This is a genomic window from Rhodococcus sp. ENV425, assembly GCF_002887785.1.
GTDB lineage: Bacteria > Actinomycetota > Actinomycetes > Mycobacteriales > Mycobacteriaceae > Rhodococcus > Rhodococcus aetherivorans.
In genome coordinates this window covers 29,468-52,040 of record NZ_PCZU01000214.1, presented here as the reverse complement: position 1 = coordinate 52,040, position 22,573 = coordinate 29,468, and the positions used below count along the sequence as shown (strand labels likewise).

The 22,573-nt window shown below is 69.4% G+C and carries 23 protein-coding genes; 17 read left to right on the top strand and 6 right to left on the bottom strand.

What is annotated here, in order from left to right:
* Positions 1 to 819: YeiH family protein (locus CQZ88_RS18465; RefSeq protein WP_258008658.1), on the bottom strand; the 819-nt coding region annotated here is incomplete at its 3' end.
* Positions 820 to 875: 56 nt separating this feature from the next.
* Positions 876 to 1,913 (bottom strand): AraC family transcriptional regulator, encoded by a 1,038-nt coding sequence (locus CQZ88_RS18460; protein WP_102800138.1) that lies wholly within the window; start codon positions 1,911 to 1,913, stop codon positions 876 to 878.
* Positions 1,914 to 2,302: 389 nt separating this feature from the next.
* Here CQZ88_RS18460 and CQZ88_RS18455 point away from each other — a divergent pair, with 389 nt between their 5' ends.
* The 4 genes from CQZ88_RS18455 to CQZ88_RS18440 are packed head-to-tail and all read left to right on the top strand — an operon-like array spanning position 2,303 to position 4,722.
* A complete protein-coding gene (locus CQZ88_RS18455) occupies positions 2,303 to 2,800 on the top strand; it encodes a methylated-DNA--[protein]-cysteine S-methyltransferase (protein WP_102800137.1) in 498 nt (165 codons plus the stop codon).
* Positions 2,787 to 3,278 carry an RNA polymerase sigma factor gene (locus CQZ88_RS18450; RefSeq protein WP_006939896.1) on the top strand — a complete coding sequence of 164 codons (492 nt, stop codon included), beginning with the start codon at positions 2,787 to 2,789 and terminating at the stop codon, positions 3,276 to 3,278. Before CQZ88_RS18455 ends, CQZ88_RS18450 begins: the two co-directional genes overlap by 14 nt.
* On the top strand, positions 3,275 to 3,862 hold the full coding sequence (locus CQZ88_RS18445; protein WP_029546432.1) for a methylated-DNA--[protein]-cysteine S-methyltransferase: 588 nt from the start codon (positions 3,275 to 3,277) through the stop codon (positions 3,860 to 3,862). Before CQZ88_RS18450 ends, CQZ88_RS18445 begins: the two co-directional genes overlap by 4 nt.
* Positions 3,859 to 4,722 carry a DNA-3-methyladenine glycosylase gene (locus CQZ88_RS18440; protein WP_102800136.1) on the top strand — a complete coding sequence of 288 codons (864 nt, stop codon included), beginning with the start codon at positions 3,859 to 3,861 and terminating at the stop codon, positions 4,720 to 4,722. Before CQZ88_RS18445 ends, CQZ88_RS18440 begins: the two co-directional genes overlap by 4 nt.
* Here CQZ88_RS18440 and CQZ88_RS18435 read toward each other — a convergent pair.
* From CQZ88_RS18435 to CQZ88_RS18420, 4 genes are all read right to left on the bottom strand, one after another.
* Complete coding sequence (locus CQZ88_RS18435; protein WP_373566452.1) at positions 4,701 to 6,248, bottom strand: bifunctional 3'-5' exonuclease/DNA polymerase; 1,548 nt, start codon at positions 6,246 to 6,248, stop codon at positions 4,701 to 4,703. The two genes, CQZ88_RS18440 and CQZ88_RS18435, sit on opposite strands and share 22 nt — an antisense overlap.
* A gap of 274 nt (positions 6,249 to 6,522) precedes the next feature.
* Positions 6,523 to 7,389 (bottom strand): 3-hydroxyacyl-CoA dehydrogenase, encoded by an 867-nt coding sequence (locus CQZ88_RS18430; protein ID WP_102800134.1) that lies wholly within the window; start codon positions 7,387 to 7,389, stop codon positions 6,523 to 6,525.
* Complete coding sequence (locus CQZ88_RS18425) at positions 7,386 to 8,051, bottom strand: TetR/AcrR family transcriptional regulator (RefSeq protein WP_065921991.1); 666 nt, start codon at positions 8,049 to 8,051, stop codon at positions 7,386 to 7,388. The genes CQZ88_RS18430 and CQZ88_RS18425 overlap by 4 nt, the downstream gene beginning before the upstream one ends.
* A gap of 260 nt (positions 8,052 to 8,311) precedes the next feature.
* Entirely contained in the window at positions 8,312 to 9,637 is a 1,326-nt protein-coding gene (locus CQZ88_RS18420; protein ID WP_102800133.1) for a YhgE/Pip domain-containing protein, read from the bottom strand.
* A 211-nt stretch (positions 9,638 to 9,848) separates the two neighbouring features.
* Here CQZ88_RS18420 and CQZ88_RS18415 point away from each other — a divergent pair, with 211 nt between their 5' ends.
* The 13 genes from CQZ88_RS18415 to CQZ88_RS18355 all read left to right on the top strand — a co-directional run bounded on the left by CQZ88_RS18415 (position 9,849) and on the right by CQZ88_RS18355 (position 22,564).
* On the top strand, positions 9,849 to 10,046 hold the full coding sequence (locus CQZ88_RS18415; protein WP_006939881.1) for a hypothetical protein: 198 nt from the start codon (positions 9,849 to 9,851) through the stop codon (positions 10,044 to 10,046).
* 275 nt (positions 10,047 to 10,321) lie between these two features.
* The gene (locus CQZ88_RS18410; RefSeq protein ID WP_102800132.1) at positions 10,322 to 11,809 is read left to right on the top strand and encodes a class I adenylate-forming enzyme family protein; all 1,488 of its coding nucleotides are present in this window, start codon (positions 10,322 to 10,324) and stop codon (positions 11,807 to 11,809) included.
* A gap of 62 nt (positions 11,810 to 11,871) precedes the next feature.
* Complete coding sequence (locus CQZ88_RS18405; protein ID WP_102800131.1) at positions 11,872 to 12,942, top strand: NADP-dependent oxidoreductase; 1,071 nt, start codon at positions 11,872 to 11,874, stop codon at positions 12,940 to 12,942.
* 125 nt (positions 12,943 to 13,067) lie between these two features.
* Positions 13,068 to 13,832, top strand: a complete 765-nt coding sequence (locus CQZ88_RS18400) for an SDR family NAD(P)-dependent oxidoreductase (protein WP_029546425.1) — start codon at positions 13,068 to 13,070, stop codon at positions 13,830 to 13,832.
* 94 nt (positions 13,833 to 13,926) lie between these two features.
* On the top strand, positions 13,927 to 15,042 hold the full coding sequence (locus CQZ88_RS18395; RefSeq protein ID WP_102800130.1) for an extracellular solute-binding protein: 1,116 nt from the start codon (positions 13,927 to 13,929) through the stop codon (positions 15,040 to 15,042).
* Between the two features lie 84 nt (positions 15,043 to 15,126).
* The gene (locus CQZ88_RS18390; RefSeq protein WP_006939872.1) at positions 15,127 to 15,954 is read left to right on the top strand and encodes a mycofactocin-coupled SDR family oxidoreductase; all 828 of its coding nucleotides are present in this window, start codon (positions 15,127 to 15,129) and stop codon (positions 15,952 to 15,954) included.
* Positions 15,951 to 16,763 (top strand): SDR family NAD(P)-dependent oxidoreductase, encoded by an 813-nt coding sequence (locus CQZ88_RS18385; protein WP_050036000.1) that lies wholly within the window; start codon positions 15,951 to 15,953, stop codon positions 16,761 to 16,763. Before CQZ88_RS18390 ends, CQZ88_RS18385 begins: the two co-directional genes overlap by 4 nt.
* Positions 16,764 to 16,863: 100 nt before the next feature.
* Positions 16,864 to 18,051, top strand: a complete 1,188-nt coding sequence (locus CQZ88_RS18380; protein WP_102800129.1) for a lipid-transfer protein — start codon at positions 16,864 to 16,866, stop codon at positions 18,049 to 18,051.
* Entirely contained in the window at positions 18,048 to 18,536 is a 489-nt protein-coding gene (locus tag CQZ88_RS18375; RefSeq protein ID WP_102800128.1) for a Zn-ribbon domain-containing OB-fold protein, read from the top strand. Before CQZ88_RS18380 ends, CQZ88_RS18375 begins: the two co-directional genes overlap by 4 nt.
* On the top strand, positions 18,533 to 18,970 hold the full coding sequence (locus tag CQZ88_RS18370; protein ID WP_029546420.1) for a Zn-ribbon domain-containing OB-fold protein: 438 nt from the start codon (positions 18,533 to 18,535) through the stop codon (positions 18,968 to 18,970). The genes CQZ88_RS18375 and CQZ88_RS18370 overlap by 4 nt, the downstream gene beginning before the upstream one ends.
* On the top strand, positions 18,967 to 20,109 hold the full coding sequence (locus CQZ88_RS18365) for a thiolase family protein (protein WP_102800127.1): 1,143 nt from the start codon (positions 18,967 to 18,969) through the stop codon (positions 20,107 to 20,109). The genes CQZ88_RS18370 and CQZ88_RS18365 overlap by 4 nt, the downstream gene beginning before the upstream one ends.
* A 44-nt stretch (positions 20,110 to 20,153) precedes the next feature.
* Positions 20,154 to 21,443: an acyl-CoA dehydrogenase family protein gene (locus CQZ88_RS18360; RefSeq protein WP_029546418.1), complete on the top strand. Its 1,290-nt coding sequence runs from the start codon at positions 20,154 to 20,156 to the stop codon at positions 21,441 to 21,443.
* The gene (locus CQZ88_RS18355; protein WP_065923375.1) at positions 21,443 to 22,564 is read left to right on the top strand and encodes a phosphotransferase family protein; all 1,122 of its coding nucleotides are present in this window, start codon (positions 21,443 to 21,445) and stop codon (positions 22,562 to 22,564) included. The genes CQZ88_RS18360 and CQZ88_RS18355 overlap by 1 nt, the downstream gene beginning before the upstream one ends.
* Positions 22,565 to 22,573 lie beyond the last annotated feature (9 nt).

Below are 22,573 nucleotides of genomic sequence, written 5' to 3'. Positions count from 1 at the left end.
GAAGCCGAGCAGGAACAGCGGCACCAGCGGTGGGCGCCGCGTGTCGGCCTGCGTGGCGGTGACGCGGCGCGAGGCCACGCCGATCCAGGCGATCACGGGCGCGAGCAGCGCGACCCGGGCGAGTTTCACCGTCACCGCCACCGTGAGAGCGGTCGCTCCGGCCGCGCCGGCACCGTGGGCGTCGATGGCCCCGCCGGCGGCCACGACCTGCGCCACCTCGTGGATCGCGGCACCGGCCCACACGCCTGCCCGAGTGTGGTCGAGCCCGAGCACGGACGCCGCGAGCGGGAGGCCGGGGATCATCGCAGTGCCGAAGACGACCACCAGTGCGACGGCGGTGACCACCTCCTGCTTCCGGGCCTCGACGACCCCGTCCGCGGCTGCGACGGCGGCCGCTCCACAGATCGAGAATCCGCACGCGATGAGCAGTCGCTGCGTCCAGCCGAGACCGAGGATCCGGCCCAGTGCCATGGTTCCGGCGATGCCGCAGGACACGACGGCGACGACGATGCCGAGCACGCCCCAGCCGAGGTCCAGGACGTCGGTGACCAGGAGCTGAAGTCCCAGGAGCGCGACTCCGACGCGGAGCAACCGCCGGGAAGCCATGGTGATGCCCGGTTCGGTGACGGTCGGCAACCTCGTGGTGTTGGCCAGCAGTGCACCGGCGAGAATCGCGATCAGCAGGGGGCTGAGGCCGTCGACGAGTGCCGACGCAGCGAGCGCAGCCGCGGCACCCGCGCCGCAGAGAACGAGTCCGGGGACGGGCGTGCGCAGGCGAACCGAGACCGGCGGTGCGGGCGTGGTGGGGGATACGGCCATGGTGCCCAGCCTGACGGCTCCCGGGTCGGGCGGATAGACCGTGTTTCCGCATCACGTCATATCGATTCGATATGACGCACCCGGTGCTGATCCGACGACGATTCTCCGGCGCGCCACCGGCTGGGGGTGCACCCGAAGCGCTTCCGGAACCAGCGCGAGAAGCTGCTGGGCGAGGAGAATCCGAGCAGGTCGGAGACTTCGGTCAGGGAGTAGCGCCGGTTGCCGACCATGTGCCCGGCCAGTTCGGCGCGGACCGAATCCAGGAGCGACGAGAAGGTGTGGCCTTCCTCGGCGAGTCTGCGGTGCACCGTCCTGCGGTCCACCCCCAGGCTGCGAGCGACCTGCTCGATCGAGCAACGACCGGTGGGAAGCAGGAGTTCGATCAGTTCGCGGACACGATTGAGCGTCGTCGCCTCGCGTGTGGCGTGCATCGAGTCCAGGAGTTGTTGGGTGTACGGCCGCAACAGCGGATCGGACATCGTATTGGGGGCGTCGAGATCTTTGGCATAGAGGGTGATTCCGTCGAAGTCCTGCTCGAATTCGACGACGGGTCCGAAGAGTCGGAGGTGAGTGCGCATGCTGCGCGGAGCCGGATGGGCGAACGACACGGTGACGGGCTGCCAGGCCGGCCCGAGAAAGCCTTGCAGCAACCGGTGCAGAACTCCGACGGCGAGTTCGACAGACTGGCGGAAGGTCCCCGGCTGCCCCAGGTCGAGGGTGAGCCGGAGGGTTGCGACACCGCCGTGCTCGTTCAGGCGGATGCGCAGGGCTTCGTTGTACATGTGCTCGTGGCGCATGAGGACCTTCAGGGCGCTGCGGACGTCCGGTTCCTCCCGGATGACCAGGCTCAGCGGGCCGAGGTTGGAGAATCGCCGGCGCTCGGCGAGGGCGAGGCCGAAGTCGTCCCGGCCGGACTCGGCGGCGGAGCGTTCGAGCAACTCGGCGATCGCCGCCGCCGGCACCCAGCGGTCCTGCAGGCTCAGGCTGGCCGGGTCCAGGCCCGCGCTCCTGGCGAGAGAGGCGGGATTCAAGCCCAGCGAGTGGGCGAGCTCGACGTAGTTGTTCAGTGAGGCATAGCGTGCGAGAGGCTTCAACTGCCGCTTCCTGTCCCGAATCGATAAGCCACGCGACGAGTGATGACGACTATATCGGCGTCGACCGGGAGGCTCGACGCCGCGACCGCGGTTCGCCCGGCCCCGGGACGGGGCCACGCCCGCCGAGACGGGAAGAAAGAAAAAGGACCGGCACGTCCGGTCGCCTCACGGCGACAGGCGCAATGCAGCTCCAGCCGGACGGAACTCTGCAAAGGCAAAACAACTGAGCCCGGGGGACACGGAGCGTGCCGATCCGAACTCTTCAACACCGCCCCTGTCCCCGATATTCCATCCCCGCCCGGGTGAACTGCATCTCGGATCGCTGGTTTCTCACATTTCTCTCCGCCGATGCGTCTACCTCGTATACGCCGGATGGAAGGATCAACCCCGTGAACGCGACGCGAACCCACACGGTCGTCGACTCACCGATCGGACCGCTGACCCTGGTGCGGACGGACGGAGCACTCAGTGGCCTGTACCTCGCCGAACACCGGCACCGGCCCGGCCCGCGCACCTTCGGAGACGTCGCGGCGACCGGTTTCGAGGAGGTCACCGAGCAGCTCGCCGAGTACTTCGCCGGGCAGCGCACCGAGTTCACCGTGCCCCTGGCACTGCACGGCACCGCCTTCCAGCTCCGCGTCTGGCAGGCGCTGCGGACCGTCGCTTACGGCACGGTGTGCACGTACACGGACCTGGCCGCCGCCGTCGGGCACCCCACGGCCGTGCGGGCGGTCGCCGCCGCGAACGGCCGCAACCCCGTCAGCATCGTCGTGCCGTGTCACCGCGTGATCGGCCGCGACGGCAGCCTCACCGGATATGCCGGGGGTCTCGCCCGCAAGCGCTACCTGCTCGACCGGGAGGCGCAGGTGACCCATGCCGTCCCCTGACCCGCTGCCGCCGTTCGAGCGGGTCGTCGCCGAGCACGGCGCCACCGTCCTGCGGGTGTGCCGCGCGCTGCTCGGTCCGGTCGACGCCGACGACGCGTGGTCCGAGACGTTCCTCGCCGCGCTGCGCGCCTACCCGGCGCTGCGTCCGGGCAGCAACGTCGAGGCGTGGCTCGTCACGATCGCGCACCGCAAGGCCGTCGACGTCCACCGTGCCCGGGCGCGGACCCCGGTGCCCGTCGCCGCCCTGCCGGAACGCCCCCTCGCCTCCGGGATGCCCGAGCCCGACGACGACCTGTGGTCGGCGGTGGCCGCGCTGCCGTTCACTCAGCGCGCCGCCGTCGTCTACCACCACGTCGTCGGCCTGCCCTACGCCGAGATAGCCGCGATCCTCGGCAACTCCACCGACGCCGCGCGCCGCGCCGCCGCCGACGGCCGGGCCGCGCTGCGCCGCCGCTACCCGACGGAGGAACCGTCATGACGCTCGAATCGTCGCCTGTCGATGCTGCCGACCTGACGCGCCTGCACGCGCGGCTGATCCTCGACGCCGAGGCCGCCGACCTGCTCGACGTCGCCTACCGGATCGTCGACACCCCGGTGGGACCGCTGCTGCTCGCCGCCACCCCCGCCGGCCTCGTGCGGGTCGCCTACGCCGCCGAGGATCACGAGGCGGTCCTCGCCCGGCTCGCCGCCGACATCAGCCCGCGCATCCTCGCCGCGCCCGCCCGGCTCGACGACGCCGCCCGCCAGCTCGACGAGTACTTCCGCGGCGCCCGCACCGCGTTCGACCTGCCGCTCGACCTGCGCCTGGCCCGGGGCTTCCGCCGCGAGGTCATCACGCACCTGCCGCGCATCGGCTACGGCCGTACCGCCAGCTACGCCGAGGTGGCGGCCGTGGCCGGCAGCCCGCGTGCCGTCCGGGCAGTGGGTACGGCGTGCGCGCGGAATCCGTTGCCCGTCGTCCTGCCGTGCCACCGGGTGGTGCGCAGCGACGGAGACCTCGGCAGGTACGTGGGCGGCGTGGACGCCAAGCGCGCCCTGTTGCGGCTCGAGGCCGCGGCGTGAGCGTCGCCCTGCGGTTGGCGGTGACGCCGCCGCTGGCCACCGCCCCGATGCTGGCGGCCCTGCGCAGCCACACCGTCGCCGGTCTCGAACGACACGACGCGGCCACCGGCACGCACGTGCGGTCGGTGCGGGGCCGGCACGGCCCGGCGGTGGTCGCGATCCGGCCCCGGCCGGCCGCCGAGCACGTGCCCATCCGGATCGACGCGGACCGCCGCGACCTGCCCGAGGTCGAGCAGTTGGTCCGGCGGTGGCTGGACCTCGACGCCGAGCCTGCCGTGATCGACGCGGCGCTCGGCGCCGATCCGCAGCTCGCCCGGATGGTGGCTGCCCGGCCGGGACTGCGCGTGCTCGGGACGACGGACTGGTTCGACACCGCCGTGCAGACCGTGCTGGGCCAGCAGGTCAGCGTCGCCGCCGCCGCCACGTTCGCCGGCCGGCTCGTCGCCCGCTACGGAGATCCGGGATCCGGTGCTATGCGCTGCTTTCCGGCCCCGGAGCGGCTCGCCGCCGCGGATGCCGACGAGGGGCAGGGGGCGGTGGGGCTCACCCGGGCGCGGGTGCGGACCGTGCTGGCGCTCGCTCGCGCCGCGGCCGACGGGCTCGATCCGGCCGAACCGGTGCGGTTCCGCACCGATCTGGCGGCACTGCCCGGCATCGGGCCGTGGACCGTGGACTACCTCGCCGTCCGCGTCCTCGGGGACCGTGACGCGTATCCCGCCGGAGATCTGGTGCTGCGCAGGGCCCTCGGCGTGGGTTCTGCCCGCGAGGCGACGGCCCGGGCCCGGCAGTGGAGTCCGTGGCGGGCCTACGCCGCGTTCCACCTGTGGACGCACGCCGCCTACGGCTCGTCCTCGCCGTAACGGTCCCGTATCGAGACATGCATGGGGAAAAGAACTTTCGTGTCACCGAACAACAGCCGGGTCGCCGACTCCACCGCGGCGGACAGGTGCGCCGTCGCGGCCTCCGGGGTGCGGGTGTGGACCACGATCTCGTCGTGCTGGAAGAAGACGAGTTCGCCGGTGTCGTCGGCGGCCAGGCGCAGGCGCAGATCGGCCAGCACGCACAGCGCCCATTCGGCGGCCGTCGCCTGAACGACGAAGTTGCGGGTGAACCGCCCCCGCGCCCGCGCGTCGCCGTGCGCGAAGAAGTCGGCACCCGGCGGCGGGCACGCGCGGCCGAGCCACGAATGCACCACCTCACCGCGCTCGCCGGCACGTGCGGCGCGTTCCACGAACTCCACCGCCTCGGGAAAGCTCCTGCGCAGCAGGGTGAGCAGCGCACGTGACTCGCCGGCCGTCGCACCGTAGAGCACGCCGAGCACGGCCACCTTCGCCTTCGCCCGGTCACCGCCGAACGCGGCCGCAGCCACCGGTGCGTACAGGTCGTCGCCGCCCGCCGCCGCCGTCATCCGCGGGTCGCCGGACATCGCGGCCAGGATGCGCGGTTCGAGCTGGCCGGCGTCGGCGATCACGAAGACGTGCCCGGGCTCGGCGATCACGCTCGACCGCAGCGCCTTCGGGATCTGCAGGGCCCCGCCGCCGCGGCTCGCCCAGCGCCCGGACACCACGGCACCGGGCACATAGACCGGATGGAACCGCCCGCCGCGCACCCAGGTGTCGAGCCACTGCCACCCGTTGGTGCTGTGCAGCTTCGACAGATCCCGGTGCTGCAAGAGCAGCGGCACCGCCGGATGGTCGAGTTCGCGCAGCACCCATTTGCGGGTGGACGACAGGTCGATGCCTTCGCGTCGGAACGCCTCGAGAATTTCGGTGTGCGAGGCCGGATTCAGCGCACGGCCGAACACCTCGCCGATCCGTGCGTTCAGTTCGGTGATCCGGGGTGGCAGCCCGTCGTCGGCGGGACGCGGACCGAGGGTGCGCTCGAGCACGCGGCGGTGGGCGTCGGCGGAGAACGGCAACCCGTCGAAACCCATCTCCGCGGCGGCCAGCGTGCCCGCCGATTCGGCGGCGACGAGCAGTTCGAGCCGGGCATTGCCGGCGAGTTCGGTGCGCTGCCGCTCGAACTCGGCGAGCACGGTCTCGGGGTCGACGGTGGGGGCGACGTCGAACAGCCCGGGGCGCTCGTCGACCGGTTGTTGCTCCGGTGGTGCGGGAATCCCGGCGCGTACGTTCAGGATCGCGCGTGTGGACGCCAGATCGTGGCATCGGCGCACCCGGACCCCGGCGCGCAGCAGGGCGGGGTACACGGTCGCGGTGCCGGTCCAGATCCACCGCGGCGGGTCCGCCGCCTCGAGCGTCCGCGCGGCCGTCGCGAGGTCGTCGTGGTATTCGGCCGCGGCGAGCGGGCGTCCGTCGGCGCCGACCGGAACGGTCCATCCGCCGGGCGGCTGCCCGCCGGCGGTGTCGGGAACCAGTACGGTGCGCACCCGTCCAGTCTGCACCGCCGTGCCGACACCGCCGGCGGACGGTCCCGTCCACCGTCGCCTCCGGACCCGCACGGTTACTCGGAAAGCAGGCCGGACTCCTCGAGTAGGTCGCCGATCTCCGTCGTCTCCAGCTTTGCGATCAGATTCTCACGCAACAGTTTCGGACAGGGAGGCGAGCCCGGCCCCGACGAACCATGCTGTCCTCTCGTCCACCCCTGTGGGCTTGCGGGGCTGCTGTAGGACGTGAGGCGTCGCCCCTTCGCGGTATCTGCCGCTACTTGTCGTTGGGGTAGCGGTAGAACCCTTCGCCGGTCGCCACACCGAGCTTGCCGGCGTCGATGTAGTTCTCCTTCAACCATGCGGCGGTGGTCCGGTCCTTCTCGTCGCCGTGGGACAGGATGTTGTAAGGCGTGGTGAGTCCGATGACGTCGTAGATCTGGAAGGGACCCATGGGTGCGCCGGTGGCGATCCGCCACACCCTGTCGACGTCCTCGGGGTCGGCGTAGCCGCCCGCGGCGAGCTCACCGGCGGCGTTGAGGAACGGCACCAGCAGCGAGTTCAGGACGTAGCCGGCCTTCTCCTTGTGGATCGGGACCGGGACCATGCCGATGGCCGCGGCGAAGTCGACGACCTGGTCGAACACCGCGGGGTCGGTGTCGTCGGTGCCCATGATCTCGGCCGTGTTGAACTTCCACACCTGGTTGGCGAAGTGCAGCGCGAGGAACTTGTCGGGACGGCCGGTGAAGTCCTTCATGTCGCTCGGCAGGAGTGTGGAGGAGTTGGTGGCGAAGATCGTGTCCGCGGGTGCGACCTCGCCCAGCTTCGTGTAGGTGTCCCGCTTGATGTCGAGGACCTCGGGCACGGCCTCGACGACGAGGTCGGCGTCCCGGACGGCGTCTGCGAGGTCGGAGGACAGGCGGATGCCGGTCGCGGCCGCCTCCGCCTTCCCGTCGCCGGCACCGGGAACCTCACGCTGGTACGTCTCGGCGAGCCCGCCGAAGCGCTTCTGCGCGTTGGCGAGGGCGTCGTCGCTGATGTCGTAGGCGGTGACGGCGAATCCGCTGTAGGCGGACTGGAACGCGATCTGCGCGCCGAGGACTCCGGTCCCGAGGACGGTCACCTTGCTGATCCGGCTGGTCATGCTTCCTTCTTTCGTTGTGGGGAGGACGCGCCCGGTTCCGGCCCGCTGCGGGCCGGGCGGTCGTCGTCGAGTGCCGCGAAGAAACCCGTGACGATCTGGTCGATCTGGGCGTGCAGGTCGGCCTCGGGGTCGTCGTCGGGATGCGCACCGGTGAATGCGCGCGCAAGTATCAGGTGCAGGATCGCGAAGATGCTCCGGCCGGCGTGCCGGGCCTGGTCCTCCGCTCGTCTCTCGTCCAGCCCGCGGTTCCGCGCGGCCTCGACGAGCCGACGCGCGATCGTCTCCTCGAAGCGGGCGACGAGATCGAGTCCCTCGGAACGGTATTTCTCGCTTGCGGAGCCGAACAGCAGCTCACGTTGGTAGTTCACCGTGTTCTCGACGTTGCTGTCGGCGGCCTCGAGAATAGGTCGGACGACGGCCTGCACCGCGTCCACCGGGTCGCGCCGCGATCGTGACTCGCGGTCGCCGGCGCTCAGGGCCGACCGGAACTGCTGGTTGTAGACCATCATCAGCAGTTCGCCCTTGGACGTCGCGTAGCGGAACAACGTTCCAGCCGCGACGTCCGCACGTTCGGAGATCTGCTGTGTCGTGACTCCCGCGAAGCCCTTCTCGGCGAACAACGATGCGGCGGCGGCGAAGATGCGGGACTGCTTGTCACGCATGTTCCGGTCTCGACGACCCGGAGTTCCCGATGAGGTAACCATCCCGCGCCTCCCAAAATGAGTGTACTCATTAATGAGCGTACTCCGATACCGTCCTGCAGGCACCCGATGTGCCCGCCCGGCGTCGCCGTCGAGGACCCATTTCATCCCCCGTTTCACCCCGTCGCGGCTGGGCCGGGCGGAATCGGAACGCTACGTTCGAGACCTGGGACCCCGCTGCTCTGCCCTCGAGGAGCAGCGGGGTCCTGTCTTTCGCGTCGTTACGCTGCGGCGGACACAGGCTCCGCGTCGCTGCGGCGGTGGAATCCGCGCACGTCGTAGATCCGGGTCACCACCCCACCCAGCACGAGGCCGATGCCGAGTCCGAGGAGTGTCATCAGGGCGCCCCGGGTCAGACCCGCCGGCCCGCTGCCGTCGAAGTACAGGATGGCCCGGGTCGCGATGTACACCTGGTGCATCGGTTCGAACGTCGACAGCCACGAGTACAACGGCGGCATGGCCTCGAGTGGCACGGTGCCCCCCGACGACGGCAGGCCCAGGATGATGAAGATCAACAGGTTCACCAGCAGTCCGGCGGAACCGAACACGGCCATCACCGAGATCGAGGTGACACCCACGGCGGTGACCGCGAGGGCGCCGTACTCCCACAGCAGCAGGGCGCGGGTCACGGGCATGCCGAGCAGGGTGGCGATCCAGAGGTAGAGCGCGGAGACGATCAGTCCCAGGATCACCATGATCGCCCACTTCACGAGCAGGACCCGCAACCGCGACAGGTGCGCCGTCTTCCGGTCGACGTACCAGGGCCCGTACTCGGTGGGGACGAAGCCGAGGGCGCTGTCGACGAGCGAGTTGACGATGGTGGCGCCGGTGAAGCCCGCGAGGATGAGCAGCAGCGTGTAGTAGAACGCGGACAGGCCCAGCCCGGTGCCGTCGGGCAGGGGCTTGTGCTCGACGAAGCGGATGTCGATCGGATCCGCCAGCACCAAGCGGCTTCCGCCGGACAACTGCAGATCCGGGGCACTGGTGGCGAGGGTATCGGTGACCGTGGTGGTGAGTTGCTCCCCGACGGTCGTGTTCACGGTGGTCAGGGCGCGGTCGGCGATCGACTCGACGATGCCCTTGCCGAAGGTGCCGGTGCGCGGGTTGGTGTAGACGGTGATGATCGGCTTCTCGATGTCGCCGGGGATCACGCTGCCCTGCGCAAGAATCGACGTGCGTTTGGTGAAGTCGCTCGGAATCACGATCGCCCCGTAGAGCCGGCCCGAATCGAGTCCCGAGGTCGCCGCGGAGATCCCGACCTGTTGCAGATCGATCTCCTCCGGATCGACCCCGTCGGCGATGGCGGCGGTGATCTCGGCGCCGAGGTTGCGCTGCTGATCCGAACCGGGGAGCACGTCGCCGACATCCTGGTTCACGATCGCGACCGGGAACTTGTGCAGATTGTCGGCCGGATTGATCATGCTGCCGATGTAGAGGGCCGCCAGGGCCGCCATCACGGCGGTCACCACGACGACCGGCGCCAGCCAGAAGCGGGGGCTGCGCAGTGTGCCGGCGTGGGGGTCGGCGCTGATCTCCGTCGAACTCATTCCGGGCCTTCCATGGTGCGTGCAGTCGGGTAGTGCGGGTGGCCGGTCGGAACGGGCCGGCCACTCAATTGTGCACGCCCGTGAGCAGATAAGCGTCCTACTCGGCCCACTCGTGGCAGGAGACACGTCCCCGCCTCTCGCGCGAGATGGCTCACTCATGGGCACGCTAGGGGCCGAGTGAGCGAATGTATCGTGCTGTCGGCCTGATCGAGTGAGCGATACATTCGCTGTTCATCCCGCAGGGCGCGCCGTCATCGGTAAGAACGCCACCGCCGACGATGTCACCATCGGCCTGTATTTCCCGATCGGGTGCCTGCTCGTGGCAGGAGTGATGCTGGCGCTGGTGAAGCTGCCGCGGGTTGCGGCGCCGGTGGACACCACGAAACTGGTCAGCCGCACAAGCGTCTGAGCCCGAGGCTTGACGCAGCCCTTCGACCTCATGGTCGGAGGGCTGCGCTGCGTCAGGAGTGCCTCTTGCCGCCTCGGCAGGTCGTCTTCCTGGGGTTATGCCGCATCGGGACGCAGAACTACTATTACCTTCACAAATATTGCCATAGTTGCTATGGTTCACATCGGAAGGGAGAAGTGACGTGAAGCACTTCCCCTGTTCCTTCGAGGAGGGCGTCGGCCGGAAGCACGGATGAGGTCGTCGCATCGTGAGCGTGTTCTCAGACAGGTGGTGAAATGGGCATCGCAATGGTCCTGGACATGGCGTCGTCGGCCACACCCGATCGGCTCGCAATGGGACGCCGGGCCGATGGGGCTACCTACGGGCAGCTCGACGAGATCGCGTCGAGGGGAGCCACGGTCCTGGAGGAACTCGGGGCCCGCCATGTCGTCTTCGTGGGCGTGAACGGCCCCGTTCTGCCGGTCCTGATGTTCGCCTCGGCACGCGCCGGCATCCCGCTCGCGCCGCTGAACTACCGACTCGGCGCCGACCAGCTACGCGAACTGATCGAGCGGCTCGACCAGCCGATCGTCGTCGCCGACGACGTGTACGTCGACAAGCTCTCCGGGCTCTCGCACCGGATCGTCACGCCCTCGCAGTTCCTCGAGCTCGCACGCACGACGGAGCGGGCGACGGGGGATCGCTCGGCCGATGACGACACGGCGATCGTGCTGTTCACGTCGGGAACGACCTCGGCACCCAAGGGGGTGTTGCTCCGTCACCGGCATCTGCTGTCGTATCTGCTCAATACCGTCGAATTCGGTTCTGCGGGAGAAGAACAGGCGACGCTCGTCAGCACCCCGCCCTATCACATCGCGGGTCTGGGGGCGGTGCTCAGCAACATCTACGCCGGCCGTAGGATGGTGCATCTGCCCGACTTCTCGCCCCAGGCGTGGCTCGATCTCGTCCGAGAGGAGGAGGTATCGAGCGCGATGGTCGTGCCGACGATGCTCGCGCGCATCGTGGAACATCTCGACGGCGCACCCGCCGACACACCGTCTCTCGCGTCTCTCGCGTACGGCGGAGCCCGCATGCCACAGCCGGTACTCGAAAAGGCCCTGACGGCCTTCCCCGACACCGGTTTCGTGAATGCCTACGGTCTCACCGAGACCAGTTCGACGATCGCCGTGCTCGGTCCCGAGGATCATCGGGCAGCGCTCGCCGACCCTGCCCTCCGCGGCCGGCTTGCTTCTGCGGGACGCATCGTTCCCGGGATGCAGGCCCAGGTCCGGGACGACGACGACGTGACCGTCCTCGCCGAGGGGGAGACGGGGCTGCTCTGGGTTCGCGGCGCACAGGTCAGTGGCGAGTACATGGGCAAGGGTTCGGTGCTCGACGCGCACGGCTGGTTCCCCACCCGCGACCGCGCCCGGATCGAGGACGGCTTCCTCTACATCGGCGGCCGCGCCGACGACACCATCATTCGGGGCGGTGAGAACATCGCACCGGCCGAGATCGAGGACGTCCTTGTGCATCACGGCCAGGTCCGTGAGGCGGCCGTGATCGGTGTGCCGGACGACGAGTGGGGCGAGCGGATCTGCGCGGTGATCGTGCCGAACAGCGAGGTTCACGACGATGCACAGTCGTTCCGGGCCTGGTGCCGTGAGCGGCTGCGCGGCTCCCGCACACCGGACGACGTCGTGTTCGTCGACGAGCTGCCGCGGACGCCGACCGGCAAGCTCGTGCGGCGCGACCTCGTCGACCGGATCTGCGCCGTCGCCTGACCGCCACTTCCGGGTACCCCCCCCCGGGCGCTCATCAGCTCTTTCACAGTTCCCGATCCGACATGGAGGACGAGACCGACGTGAACCTCACCGGCACAGCAGATCCGACTCAGCAGGCGTGGGTGCTGCGCGCCCGGCCGAGCGGCCGGCCACGCGACACCGACGTCGAACTCGTGGCGACGACGATCGGCGCTCCCGGGGCCGGCGAGGTCCGCGTCGCGAACCTGGTGATGTCGGTCGAGCCGTACATGCGGGGGCGCATGGGCGGCGAGGCCACCTACGCGGAGCCCTACGAGATCGGCGAGCCGATGCTCGCCCCGACCGTCGGGCGCGTCACCGAGTCCTCCGAGAGCGCCGTCCCCGTCGGTGCTCTCGTCCTGCACGACCACGGCTGGCGGGAGCATTCGCTGGTCCCGGCATCCGAGTGCCGTGTCCTGCGGCACGACGACCTCCCGCCCGCCATGCATTTGGGACTGTTGGGGACTCCCGGCATGACGGCATGGGTCGGCGTCGAGCGGATCGCTCGCGTCGTGGCCGGCGATGTCGTGTTCGTGTCGTCCGCCGCCGGAGCGGTCGGCTCGACGGTTGTCCAGCTCGCGAAACTGCGCGGTGCCACGGTGATCGCGAGTGCCGGGTCGCCCGAGAAGGTCGCGCTCACGCGGAGCCTGGGAGCCGACGCCGCGTTCGACTACCACGACGGCCCGATCAAGGACCTTCTGCGCCGTGCGATGACCGAACTCGGTGTCACGGGCGTGGACGTGTACTTCGACAACGTCGGCGGAGAACATCTCGAGGCCGCAATCCGGGTGATCAACGATCACGCCCGCATCGCGCTGTGCGGAATGATCAGCATCTACAACGCGGCCGCGCCGCAACCCGGCCCTAGCAATCTCCTCAAGCTGATCTGGCGGCGCGCGCGCATGGAGGGTTTCCTGCTCGGCGACCACCTCGATGCCCGCGACGAATTCGAGTCGGAAATGGCCGGTCTCGTCCGCTCGGATCGGATTCGCTCGGTGCACACCGAGTTCACCGGTGGCGTCGCGGGCGCGTGGGACGCATTCCTCGGCATGCTCGACGGTACCGCCACCGGGAAGGCCGTGGTCCCGCTTGCCGCGGACACCGCCGGCGGCTGACCGAACCGAACCCGAAAGCACACCTCGATCGGCACCGCTGCTGCGGTACCGGCCTCGAACCTACCGAAAATCCGGCACAGCACCCGAAGTACACGGTGCGGCCCCATACCCGAAGGAGTCACACGATGACCGACCAGGCGCTGCCGTTGGAAGGAAAGGTCGCCCTCGTCACGGGCGGGAGCCGCGGCCTCGGCCGGGAGATGACCCTCGCGTTCGCCCGTGCCGGTGCTGACACCGTGATTGTCAGCCGCAAGGTCGAAAGCTGCGAGAAACTGGCCGCGGAGGTCGCCGAGACCACCGGTCGCCGGGCCCTTCCGCTGGCCTTCCATGTCGGTGACTGGGACGCTCACCAACCGCTCGTCGAACGTGTCTACGAGGAATTCGGCCGCATCGACGTCCTCGTCAACAACGCGGGTATGGCCCCGCTGTACCCGAGCCTTGACCAGGTTTCGGAAGCCTTGTTCGACAAGGTCATCGACGTCAACCTCAAAGGCACCTTCCGCCTCACCGCACTGATCGCGCCGCGGATGGCCGCCGGTGCAGGCGGTTCGATCATCAACATCAGCTCGATCGCGGCCGAACGCCCGACGCCGAACGACCTGCCGTACGCCGCGGCAAAGGCGGGACTGAACGCCCTCACCAAGGGCTTCGCGCAGGCGTACGGGCCAACGGTGCGCGTCAACACGGTCATGGCCGGTGCGTTTCTCACCGACATCAGCAAGGCATGGGACATGGACTACGCCAACGAGATCTTCGAGGCCCTGCCGCTGCAGCGAGCAGGGAATCCGGACGAGATCGTCGGTGCCGCCTTGTACCTGGCCGGCCCTGGGTCCACCTACACCACCGGCGCGATCATCCCGGTCGACGGTGGTCGGACGTCGACCGCCTGATCGGGCGAACCCGTGATCGCGAACCCGTGATCGCCGGAACGCGGTGATCCCCTTTACGTCGGCCGTGCCGACCGTTCGACAGGAGTCGTCCCACATGCGTATTCCCTCCCGGCGCTCGCACGCTGACCGCACCGTCCGTCGCCGGTTCTCTCTCACCCGACCCACCGCCGTGATCGCCGTCGCCGTCGTGTCCACGCTGCTCGCCGCGTGCGGCGGGGGCGGTGACGATCGCATCACCTCCGAGGCCGTCGGAGCGACCGGACCCGCCGGGGACGAGTCGTGGCAGAAGATCGTCGGGGCCGCCGAGGCGGAAGGTGAGGTAACTATCTACTCCTCGAACGCGGCCGATGCCCTCGCCGAACTCGGCCGCCGCTTCGAGGCGGACTACGGGATCCGCGTGAACGTCGTCCGCGACGTCGATGCGAACATCCACCAGAAGGTCGGCGCGGAGGCGGACACCGGCAACCAGGTCGCCGACATCGTCACCCAGGCCACTTCCCCCTGGGTCGAGCTCGCGGCCGCCGGTGGGATCGCCGAGCCGATCGGTCCGGCCTTCACCGACCCGTCCTCCGAATACGACACCGACACGTTGCTGCGCGGGTCCGGCGACTTCGTCACCGGCGCCTCCGTGCTGACCTTCGGCTGGAACACCGACCGGTACCCCGCGGGACTGGAAAGCTATGAGGACCTGCTCGACCCGGCGCTTGCCGACGGCAAGATCGGTATCGTGCTGCCGACGTCGACCGCGCACGTCGACTTCTACGGCAGCTACCTCGAGCAGGTCGGTGGTGACGGCTTCGTCGAAAGGCTCGCCGCGCAGAAGCCGCGGATCTACCCGGGCGCGCTGCCGGTCGCGCAGGCCCTCGCCTCCGGCGAGATCGCCGCGACGGTGTTCGCCCAGGACCAGACGGTGGAGAAAAAGAACGGCGCACCGGTCGACAGCGGGTTCGACAAGCTCGTGTGGGGGGCCCCGATGTACACGTCGATTCTGGCGAAAGCTCCGCACCCCAACGCTGCTCAGCTCCTGGCCAACTACATGGTTACCCCGGCCGGGCAGGAGGCGCTCTCGTTCCGCAACGCGGCCGTGCTGCCGAACGTCTCGTCGGCCGTGACGACGATCGACACGGTGGCGCCGCAGGACCTGAGCGCGATGACGCCCGAGGCGCTCGAGGCCCTGAAGGTCCGGTTCGGCCAGCTGTTCAACCAGTGATCCCTGCCGGCAGTGACTTCCGGTCACCGAGCGCTCTCGAGCGGGTCTCGACAACCAGTGGTATTCCGAGAAGGAGACGGATCGATGGGAAGAGTTGAAGGCAAGGTTGCGCTCGTCACGGGCGCAGCCCGCGGACAGGGCCGGTCCCACGCGCTGCGGCTCGCTCAGGAGGGCGCCGACGTCGTCGTCCTCGACGCATGCACCGAGATCGACTCGGTGCCTTACCCACTCCCGACCGAGGTGGAACTGAAGGAGACCGAGGCGCTGGTCGCCGCGACCGGGCGGCGCGTACTGGCACGCACCGCCGATGTGCGCAGCCAGGAGCAGCTCGACGCGGTCGTCGACGAGGCCCTCGCGGAGTTCGGCCACATCGATATCGTCGCCGCCAACGCCGGCATCGTCGGCTTCCGTCCCACGTGGGAGCTCAGCGACACCGAGTGGCAGGACATGCTCGACGTCAACCTCACCGGCGCCTTTCACACCGTCAAGGCGGTCGTGCCGGCGATGATCGAGGCCGGCCGGGGTGGTTCGATCGTCATCACGAGCTCGATCCAGGCCATGCTCGGCTCCGCCAACATCGCCCACTACAACGCTTCCAAGAGCGGCGTCATGGGCCTGATGCGCACGCTCGCCGCGGAACTCGGCCCGCACGGCATCCGGGTGAACACCGTCAACCCGAGCGCCGTCGAAACCCCGATGCTGCTGAACGAGGCCACCTTCCGCATCTTCGGCCCGGATCTGGAGAACCCGGGGCCGGACGACCTGTGGGAACGCTCCAAGAACCGCAATCCGATGGGCGTCGGGTGGGTTTCGGCGGCCCACCTGAGCAACGCGGTGCTGTTCCTGGCTTCCGACGAGGCCCAGTACATCACCGGGGTCGCGCTCCCCGTCGACATGGGGGTGCGGCTGTGACGATCACCGAGACCAGCGGAACGACGTCCGCGGACCTGACGCAGCGGCTCGCCGGGCGGCGGGTGTTCCTCACCGGTGGCGGCAGCGGAATCGGCGCGGCCGTCGCACACCGCCTCGCCGCCGAGGGCGCGGCCGTCGCGGTCACCGACGCCCGTGAGGACGCGGCCGTGGAGGTCGCCGATGCGGTGCGCGCGGCCGGCGGCACCGTGATCGGGTCGGTGTGCGACGTCGGCGACGAGGCTTCCGTCGCCGCGGCCGTGGAAGCGGCCGTCGCCGAGTTCGGTGGATTGGACGGGGTGGTCACGTGCGCGGGCATTTCCGGGACCGCGATGCTGCACGAGATGGACCTGGGCCACTGGGAGCGCATCCTGCGGGTGAACCTCACCGGCACATTTCTGCCGCTGCGCGCGACGATTCCGCACCTGCTCGACGCGGACGGGGGGTCGATCGTCACCGTCGGATCGGTCGCGTCGCTGGTGTCCACGAATCTGAACACCCCCGGCTACGACGCGTCGAAGGGGGGCGTCCTGCAGTTGACCCGCTCGGTTGCCATGGGATACGCCGCCCGGGGGATCCGGGCCAACTGCCTGTGCCCGGGTCTGGTGAGCACCGGACTGCGCGCGAATTCCGCCGCGCTGCAGGGCCCGGAGCCGGAGGCCACGCGCAGCCGGGTGGTCGAGAACACGGCGCTGGCGCGGTCCGCGGACCCCGGCGAGATGGCGTCGGTGGTCGCGTTCCTGCTCTCCGACGACGCCTCGTTCATGACCGGAGCCGCGATTGCCGCGGACGGCGGCTTGACCGCGAACTGACGAGACCGGTGGAATCCGGCCTCGACCTCGAGCATTCCGAAAACGACAGAACCCATCCGCCCGCCGCTTCCCGGCGAGCGCTACGCAGAGGTGACCGCCTATGTCCACCGACCCCACCTGGCGCAGGGATGCCTGCGCGATCGCCGGCATCGGCACGACGGAGTACTCCCGCGACTCCGGCGTGTCGGTTACGGCTCTGGCCGTCGAGGCCGCAGCGAACGCCCTCGCCGATGCCGGACTGACCCCGGCCGATGTCGACGGCATCGTCCGCAACGACATGGACCTGGTCTCCTGCGCGGCCCTGGCCGACGGACTGGGCGTTCCGAACCTGACCTACTGGGGCGAGGCCGGCCCGGGCGGCTCCGGCCCGGCCGCGATGGTCGCGCAGGCCGTCGCCGCGATCATGAGCGGGCAGGCCACTACCGTCGTGGTGTTCCGCTCCCTCAACGGCCGCTCCGGCCGTCGCTTCGGTCTGTCCCCGGTCGCCACCCCCGAGGTCGGCGGTAATGAGACGTTCGAGGAGTTCTTCGGCCCCTACGGCCTGCTGTCGTCGGGTCAGTACTTCGCCCTGGTCGCGCAGCGTTATATGACCGAAACGGGCTTGACCTCCGAGCAGCTCGCGCAGATCGCCCTGGTAACCCGCCGCCGCGCCAACTCCAATCCGGCCGCACAGATGTACGAGCGCACCATGACGCTCGACGACTACTTCGACTCGCGCATGCTGTCGTCGCCGCTGCGTCTGTACGACTACTGCCTCGAGACCGACGGTGCCGCCGCGGTCGTCGTCACCACCACCGAACGGGCCGAGGACCTGAGGCAGACACCGGCCCTGATCCGGTCGGTCGCGATGTCCACCTGTCCGCACCCGCAGCCGGGCCTCATGTACCCGACGCTCTTGCGTGAGGACATCACCGCCCTGCCGTCGAGGGTGTGCCAGGAGACGCTGTACTCGCGGGCCGGTCTCGGCCCGGCCGACGTCGACGTCGCACAGATCTACGACTGCTATTCGATCACTGCGCTGATTCAGCTCGAGGACTACGGATTCTGCAAGCGCGGGGACACCGGCGATTTCCTTGCCGACGGGCAGATCGACCTCGGCGGGTCGATCCCGATCAATACGAGTGGAGGACACATGTCCGAGGGATACATCCACGGAATGAACCACGTCGTGGAGGGAGTGCGGCAGATCCGCGGCACCTCCACCAGCCAGGTCGAGGGAGCCCGGGTCTCCCTCGTCACCTCCGCGCCGCCGCCGGCGGCCAGCGCGCTGATCCTGGTGTCGGCATGAGCGCCCGCGGCACCGCCGTACCGGCGGACACCACGCGGGACCGGCTGCGCCCCCTCGTCACCGAGCGCGGCAGCAAGGGCTTCTTCGACGCCGCCGCGGACGGAGAGCTCGCGATCCTCACCTGTGAGGACTGCGGCCGCCGCATACACCTGCCCCGGCCGCGTTGTGTGTACTGCGCGAGCACGTCGGTGCGCTGGAAGCCGGTCGCCCGCACAGGCACCGTCTATGCCTACACGATCGTCGAGCATCAGGTCCATCCGCTGTTTCCGGTGCCGTACACGGTGATCGTCGTCGACGTCGACGGTGAGGCGGACGGGGTTCGGCTGATCGGCAACCTGCCCGGCCGCATCGACGTCGCGGCCGGTACCCCCGTGCGTAGTGCGTTCGAGGACCTCGGCACCGACGCGGCGGGCAACCCTGTGGTGCTGCCGGTGTGGGAGATCGACACCGAACGCACGGCCGCTACGGATGGAGCCGGCCGATGAGCGCCTCCACCGCAACGTGGCGCCCCATCGACCCGGAGTTGTTCGTCGGCGGCAACCCCGGGGCCGCACTGCGGGGTGCCCGCTGCCCGTCCTGCGGCACGGTCACCTTCCCGTACCAGAGCGGTTGCCCGCGGTGCGGCGGGAATGCGATGACGGATCTCGAACTGCCGCGCGAGGGTACCCTGTGGTCCTACACCGTGCAGTCCTTCCCGCCGAAACACCCGTTCGTGTGCGTCGAGCCGTTCGAACCGTTCGGCGTGGGCTATGTCGACCTCGGTGACGTGATCGTCGAGGCGCGGCTGACTGTCGCCGATGCGGATGCGTTGCGGATCGACATGCCGATGCGGCTGAAAACGATCGTCAACCACGTGGACGAGGACGGCACCGAGATCGTCACGTTCGCGTTCGCCCCGAGCAGTGAGGAGCAGCGATGAAGGTCGCGATCGTGGGCGTCGGCATCCACAAGTTCGGCCGCACGGAGGGCGTGAGCGGGCTCGAGCAGGGCGCGTATGCGGCACGGCAGGCACTCGCCGACGCCGGAGTCGAGTTCAAGGACATCCAGTTCGCGTACGGTGGCAGCGATTCGGCCGGCAACGCCGACACGCTCGTCTCTGCCCTGGGCCTGACCGGGCTGCCGTTCGTCAACGTCAAGAACGGCTGCGCGACCGGTGGCAGTGCCCTGACCTCCGCGGTCAGCCGGATCCGTTCCGGCGAGTCCGATCTGGGCCTGGTCGTCGGGTTCGACAAACATCCGCGTGGCGCGTTCAATGCCCGCCCCGAGGACAACGGTATCGGCCGCTGGTACGGCGAGAGCGGCATGATGGTCACCACCCAGTTCTTCGCGATGAAGATCCAGCGCTACCTCGTCGAACACAACCTGCCCAGGTCGCTGCTCGCGACAGTCGCCGCCAAGGCGTTTCGCAACGGCGCGCTCGCCCCACACGCGTGGCGCCGCACGCCGATGACGGAGGAGCAGATCGCCAGCTCCACGATGGTCAACGACCCGCTCACGCAGTACATGTTCTGCTCACCCGCCGAGGGCGGGGTGGCTCTCGTCCTCGCCCGCGCGGACCGGGCTCACGAATACACCGATGCCCCGGTGTTTCTCGAGTCCGCGGAACTGCGCTCCAGGGAGTTCGGCTCGTTCGAGGTGTTCAGTCCGTGGACGTCGCCCGCACGGGCCGACGGCCCGACCGTCACGGCCTCCCGCGCGGCGTTCGAGGCCGCCGGCATCGAACCCGGCGATGTCGACGTCGCACAGATCCAGGACACCGAGGCCGGAGCCGAGATCATGCACCTCGCCGAGACGGGGTTGTGCAAGCACGGCGAGCAGGAGTCCCTCATCCGGTCCGGTGCCACCGAAATCGGCGGTTCGATCCCGGTCAACACCGACGGCGGCTGCTTGGCCAACGGCGAGCCGATCGGCGCGACCGGCCTGCGCCAGGTCTACGAGAACGTCGTACAGCTCCGCGGCGTGGCAGGGGACCGGCAGGTCCCCGGGGAGCCGAAGGTCGGCTTCACCCACGTCTACGGCGCGCCGGGCATCAGCGCCTGCACCGTCCTCACGCGCTGACCGGCGCATCCCGACTTTCACCTTCCGAGTAGGAGACCACCGATATGGCATGGGATTTCGAGACCGATCCGCAGTTCCAGGAGAAGCTGGACTGGGTGCAGCGGTTCGTGGACGCGGAGGTCGCCCCGGTCGACCGCGTCGTCGAGCACGCATGGGACGTCACCGACCCCACCCGGAACAAGCTCATCCGGCCCCTGCAGGACGTCGTGCGCGGGCAGGGCCTGTGGGCGTGCCACCTGGGCCCGAAGCTCGGCGGCCCGGGCTACGGCCAGCTCAAACTCGCACTGCTCAACGAGATCCTCGGCGCCACCCACAGTGGCCCCGTGGTCTTCGGCTGCCAGGCCCCGGACTCCGGCAACGCCGAGATCCTCGCGCACTACGGCACACCCGAACTCAAGGAGCGGTACCTTGGCCCGCTCATCGACGGCGACATCATGTCGTGCTATTCGATGACCGAACCGCGGGGCGGCTCGGATCCGACCAGCTTCGTCACGCGTGCCGTCCGGGACGGCGACCACTACGTCATCAACGGTGAGAAGTGGTTCTCCTCGCACGCACGGTTCTCGTCGTTCCTGATCGTGATGGCCGTGACCGATCCCGATGCCCCGCGGACGAAGCGCGCGTCGATGTTCGTCGTCCCCATGGACACCCCGGGCATCGAGATCATCCGCAACGTCGGGGTGTGGGGACACAACGAGTCGGAGGGCACGCACGCCTACATCCGCTACACGGATGTGCGGGTGCCCACCGACCACCTGCTCGGCGAGGAGGGTGAGGGCTTCGCCGTCGCGCAGACCCGCCTGGGCGGCGGGCGCATCCATCACGCGATGCGCACCGTCGGGTTGGTCCGCGCCTCGCTCGACATGATGCTCGAGCGCGCGGTGTCTCGTGAGACGCGCGGCCGGAGCCTCGCCGACATGCAGCTGGTGCAGGACATGATCGCCGAGTCGTGGGCCGAGCTCGAGCAGTTCCGCCTGCTCGTCCTGCAGACAGCCTGGAAGATCGACAAGCTCGACGACTACAAGAAGGTCATCGCCGATATCTCCGCCGTGAAGATGGTGATGCCGAAGGTGCTCAACAACGTCGTGTCCCGGGCGATCCAGCTGCACGGTTCCCTCGGCATCTCGAAGGAGATGCCGTTCGGCAAGTGGCTGCTCGAGAGCTACCACATGGGCCTGGCCGACGGCGCCACCGAGCTGCACAAGCAGCAGATCGCCAAGCAGCTGCTGAAGAACGCCACGCCGGCGTCGGGCCTGTTCCCGACGACGCACCTGCCGGCGCTCGACGCGGCCGCCGAACTCAAGTTCGGCCTGCCCGCGGTGGGAGCCCAGTGATGACGGGCTCGGTCGTGTCCGGCGAGCAGCCGTCGGCCTCGAACGTCGGGGAGCCGCGCACGGAGGTTGCGCCGGTCCGGACGGGGGAGGACCTCGACTGGGCCGCGCTCGAGGCATACCTGCGGATGCACCTCGACGACGTCGACGGGGAGTTCTCCGTCCTGCAGTTCCCGCGCGGCTCGGCGAATCTCACCTACCGCGTGGGCTTCGGCGACCGTCTCCTCGTCGTGCGCCGCCCGCCCTTCGGTCAGCTCGCTCGGGGCGCTCACGACATGACGCGCGAATATCGGGTGCTGTCCCGGCTGCACCGCGAGTACGATCGCGCCCCCCGGGCACTGTTGCACTGTGCGGACGAGAGTGTCGTCGGCGCCGAGTTCTTCGTCTCCGAGTACCGTGACGGTGTCGTGGTGTGGGATTCGGTGCCCGAGTCGATGTCCGGCGTCGACGATGCCGGACGGCGGATCGGCTTCGCGGTGATCGACGCGCTCGCGGATCTGCATGCGGTCGACCCCGCCGCATGCGACCTGGCCGGCCTCGGCCGGCCCGAGGGCTACCTGGAGCGGCAGGTGCAGGGCTGGTTGGCACGATGGGACGCCGTCGCCGAGTACGCCCCGGCCGAGACCGCGGCGCTCGTGGCCGAGGTGACCCGGCGGATCCGTGCGGCGATCCCGGCGAGCCAGCGGGCCGGGATCGTCCACAACGACTACAAGGTCGACAACTGCCAGTTCCCGCACGGCGACCCGGACCGGGTCAAGTCGGTGTTCGACTGGGACATGGCCACGACCGGGGACGTGCTGGTCGACCTGGGCACGCTGCTCAACTACTGGCCGGACCGGACCGTGGATCCGGCCTCGGACGCGGCGTTCATCGTCGTGCCCGGTATGCACGGCCTCGACCTGCCGTCGCGGGCGGAGGTGGTCGCGCGGTACGCGGCCGGTAGCGATCTGGACCTGTCGAACATCGACTGGTACGAGGCGTTCGGATGCTGGAAGACCGTGGTCATTCTGCAGCAGCTCTACGCACGGTTCGTGCGCGGCGAGACCACCGACGCGCGGATGGGTCAACGCGGCGAATTCGTCGCGCCCCTGGCCCGTCGCGCGCTCGGCCTGCTCCCCGCCTGACCCCGCCTC

What these genes read in the sequence shown, in the direction of transcription:
- CQZ88_RS18450 (WP_006939896.1), top strand. Translation starts at nt 2,787, where the DNA reads ATGCCGTCCCCTGACCCGCTGCCGCCGTTCGAGCGGGTCGTCGCCGAG.
- CQZ88_RS18445 (WP_029546432.1), top strand. Translation starts at nt 3,275, where the DNA reads ATGACGCTCGAATCGTCGCCTGTCGATGCTGCCGACCTGACGCGCCTG.
- CQZ88_RS18430 (WP_102800134.1), bottom strand. Translation starts at nt 7,389, where the DNA reads ATGACCAGCCGGATCAGCAAGGTGACCGTCCTCGGGACCGGAGTCCTC.
- CQZ88_RS18425 (WP_065921991.1), bottom strand. Translation starts at nt 8,051, where the DNA reads ATGCGTGACAAGCAGTCCCGCATCTTCGCCGCCGCCGCATCGTTGTTC.
- CQZ88_RS18420 (WP_102800133.1), bottom strand. Translation starts at nt 9,637, where the DNA reads ATGAGTTCGACGGAGATCAGCGCCGACCCCCACGCCGGCACACTGCGC.
- CQZ88_RS18410 (WP_102800132.1), top strand. Translation starts at nt 10,322, where the DNA reads ATGGGCATCGCAATGGTCCTGGACATGGCGTCGTCGGCCACACCCGAT.
- CQZ88_RS18405 (WP_102800131.1), top strand. Translation starts at nt 11,872, where the DNA reads ATGGAGGACGAGACCGACGTGAACCTCACCGGCACAGCAGATCCGACT.
- CQZ88_RS18400 (WP_029546425.1), top strand. Translation starts at nt 13,068, where the DNA reads ATGACCGACCAGGCGCTGCCGTTGGAAGGAAAGGTCGCCCTCGTCACG.
- CQZ88_RS18395 (WP_102800130.1), top strand. Translation starts at nt 13,927, where the DNA reads ATGCGTATTCCCTCCCGGCGCTCGCACGCTGACCGCACCGTCCGTCGC.
- CQZ88_RS18390 (WP_006939872.1), top strand. Translation starts at nt 15,127, where the DNA reads ATGGGAAGAGTTGAAGGCAAGGTTGCGCTCGTCACGGGCGCAGCCCGC.
- CQZ88_RS18380 (WP_102800129.1), top strand. Translation starts at nt 16,864, where the DNA reads ATGTCCACCGACCCCACCTGGCGCAGGGATGCCTGCGCGATCGCCGGC.
- CQZ88_RS18375 (WP_102800128.1), top strand. Translation starts at nt 18,048, where the DNA reads ATGAGCGCCCGCGGCACCGCCGTACCGGCGGACACCACGCGGGACCGG.
- CQZ88_RS18370 (WP_029546420.1), top strand. Translation starts at nt 18,533, where the DNA reads ATGAGCGCCTCCACCGCAACGTGGCGCCCCATCGACCCGGAGTTGTTC.
- CQZ88_RS18365 (WP_102800127.1), top strand. Translation starts at nt 18,967, where the DNA reads ATGAAGGTCGCGATCGTGGGCGTCGGCATCCACAAGTTCGGCCGCACG.
- CQZ88_RS18360 (WP_029546418.1), top strand. Translation starts at nt 20,154, where the DNA reads ATGGCATGGGATTTCGAGACCGATCCGCAGTTCCAGGAGAAGCTGGAC.
- CQZ88_RS18355 (WP_065923375.1), top strand. Translation starts at nt 21,443, where the DNA reads ATGACGGGCTCGGTCGTGTCCGGCGAGCAGCCGTCGGCCTCGAACGTC.